This is a genomic window from Promicromonospora kroppenstedtii DSM 19349, assembly GCF_000515355.1.
GTDB lineage: Bacteria > Actinomycetota > Actinomycetes > Actinomycetales > Cellulomonadaceae > Promicromonospora > Promicromonospora kroppenstedtii.
On record NZ_KI911577.1, the window covers coordinates 14953 to 17635 of the forward strand.

General features: G+C 69.4%; 3 protein-coding genes. All 3 read right to left on the bottom strand.

The features are described 5' to 3' along the window. Positions 1-111 precede the first annotated feature (111 nt). On the bottom strand, positions 112-1548 hold the full coding sequence (locus PROKR_RS01615; protein ID WP_051432584.1) for a phage tail tape measure protein: 1437 nt from the start codon (positions 1546-1548) through the stop codon (positions 112-114). Continuing rightward, positions 1538-1981: a hypothetical protein gene (locus tag PROKR_RS30375; RefSeq protein WP_051432585.1), complete on the bottom strand. Its 444-nt coding sequence runs from the start codon at positions 1979-1981 to the stop codon at positions 1538-1540. Before PROKR_RS30375 ends, PROKR_RS01615 begins: the two co-directional genes overlap by 11 nt. A gap of 401 nt (positions 1982-2382) precedes the next feature. After that, positions 2383-2683: phage tail tube protein (locus PROKR_RS01625; protein ID WP_036959127.1), on the bottom strand; the 301-nt coding region annotated here is incomplete at its 5' end.

Here is a 2683-nt window from a genome sequence, read left to right on the forward strand (position 1 = left end):
CGGATGACGGTCCACGCGACGCGGATAGCGCCGGCGATGGCGTTGAAGACTGGCCGGATGACGTTCCGTAGAGCCAGCGGGCGGCGATGGCGAGCGCGTCCCACGCCGTCTTCAGTGCGGGCCAGGCCGTACCTGTCCACCAGCCGACGACAGCGCCCATGGCGGCCTTGATGCGCCCCAGACGGTCGTCACGATCGCCTGACCGGCCTTGGTCTTCGTGAAGAAGAACGCCAGGCCGGCGACGAGACCAGCGATGCCGACGATCAGGAGGCCGATGGGGTTCGCGGCGAGGGCTACGTTCCAGACCCAGGTAGCGGCGGCGATGGCCAGGATCACCCCGGCCATGACGCCGAGGCCGACGGCGAGCGGGCCGACGATGTCGAGGTTGTTCCCGACGACGTCGGCGAGCTTGGTCAGGCCGCCCGCGAGGGAGGACACGACGGGCGCGACGCCGATGCCGACCTTCAGGCGGAGGGTCTCCCACGCGCCGGACAGGCGCTCCAGCGCGCCGGCGGTGCCGCTCATGCGGGCCCTGGCGGCGTCCTCGGCGGCGCCCTGGTCCCTGGTCGCCTTGATGTACACGCCGAGGCCCTTCGCGCCCTCGGTCATGAGGACGGAGGCGGCGCGCGAGGCGTCCGACCCGAAGATCGTGTTGAGGGCCGTGGTGCGCTGGGCCTCGGAGAGTCCGCCGAGGCCGTCCTTCAGTTGCTGTGCTACCTCCGTCAGCGAGACAAAGTTGCCGTTGGCGTCGGTGAAGTCGAGGTTGGCGTCCTTCATAGCCGTGGCGGCCTTGGCCGTCTGCGGCACGAGCCGCGAGAGCATCGTCTTCAGCGAGGTACCGGCGTCGCTCCCCTTGATGCCGGCGTTGTCGAACGCCGCGAGAGCGCCGACCGTGTCGTTCAGGTTGAGGCCTGCGTTCACGGCGCCTGGGCCGACCTGGCTCAGGGCGTGGCCGAGGGACTCGACGGACGCGGTCGAGGCGTTCGCGCCGCCGGCGAGGGCGGCGGATACGACGTTCATCTGATCGCCGGAGAGCTTGAACGTGTTCAGCGCGTTCGAGGCGATCTCGGCAGCCGACGCGAGCGTCGTACCGCCTGCGGCGGCGAGCTGGAGTGTGCCCTCCAGTGCGCCGGCCTGGATCGTGGCGGCGCTCAGGCCGCCCTTGGCGAGCTCCTGCATGGCGTCGGCGGCCTCGTTAGCCGAGAACGACGTCGATGCGCCCAGGTCGAGGGCGAGCTTGTTCAGCTTCGCCATTTCCTTCTGCGGCGCGCCCAGGGTGGCAGCCGTGACGTTCATCGTCTGGGAGAACTTCTTCTCCAGGTTGACCGACGACGCGACGATGCCGCCGATCCCGGCGACGACGGCCAGCGCGGGCCCCCGGAGGCCATCCATGCCCTCGCCGAACCTCTTGCCGAACCGCCGACCGGCCCGCTTACCGGACCGGTCGGCTTCGTTCTCGCTCGCCCCGAGCGCTTGCTTCACGCCCGGGGCGATCTTGCTGGTCTCCGGCAGGATCGGGAGGTAGGCAACGGCTAGCTCAACGGCCACGTCGGGCCTCCTCACATGGTCCCGGCGAGCCACGCCTCCATCTCGTCGATGGAGACAGCGCCCTTGCCGTAGGTGTGCTCTCCGGCTCGACGCCGGGGCGGGGAATGGGCTTGGGGTACTCGTGACGCCGGCCTCCGCCGCGCTGCCAGTTCGCGACCCTCAGGGCGTCAGTGACCTCGGCCAGGAGGAGCGCGTCGAGCGACCACTCGTGGTCGTCGGGGTGCGTCGCCCGGTAGAAGGCCGAGGTGCGGGGGAGGTGCCGGATCACGGCGTAGAGCTCGTGCCAGGCAAGGGCGTCGGTGCCCGCGTGACGAAGACGGAGCCCGAGGGCGATGAGGTCGGCCTCGATCGCCTCTCGGTGCTCGTCGTCGTCGAGCGTCTCCAGGAGGGCGTGCAGGTCGGCGAAGCCGAGCCCGTACACCGCCCGGATCACGCGGTCACTGAAACGCGGCGCTCAGCTCCCGCATGAGCTTCTTGCCGAACGCCTGGAACTCCTCGGAGGTCATCTCGTCGATGACCTCGACGACGTCCGCGCCGGCGACCTCCTCCAGGATCGTGAAGGTGAGGTCGAGCTCGTCGCGCCGGCGGTTGGCACGGAGCCACTTCGGCGAGCGGACGACGGAGAGGGGACTTCTCGAAGGTGTAGGTCTCGCCGTTGTGGTCGAAGGAGAACAGGTCGGCGGTCTTGGTGGTGTCGCTCATGGCTGCTAGGCCCTTTCGTTCGTGGTGGTGCTAGGCCCAGGGGTGGAGCGAAAGAAGAGCCCCTCCCGGAGCGGGCCTAGCGGGGGCTCCGGGAGGGTAGCTAGAGGCGCGCAAGGGGCCTTGCGCGACAGGTCAGGCGGTCGGCTTGCCGTCGTCGATGTACTTCACGGCGTTGGCGTTGAGGTCCGTGTCACGGAACGCCTCGATGGTCACCGTGTAGCCGATGAGCTCGCCGTCGTTGTAGGTCACCTCGCCGACCTCGTTCACCTGGCCGTCCGGGACGTGGATGCGGATCTTCGCGTCGCCGTCCTTCATCTCGAAGACGAACGGCTTGTGCGGGAGCACGTCGGCGTTGATCTTCACGGTCCGGAGGGTGCCGGCGGACGGGGTCGCGGCGGTCACGGTGACGTTGTCGTCGCCGTAGACGGCCTTC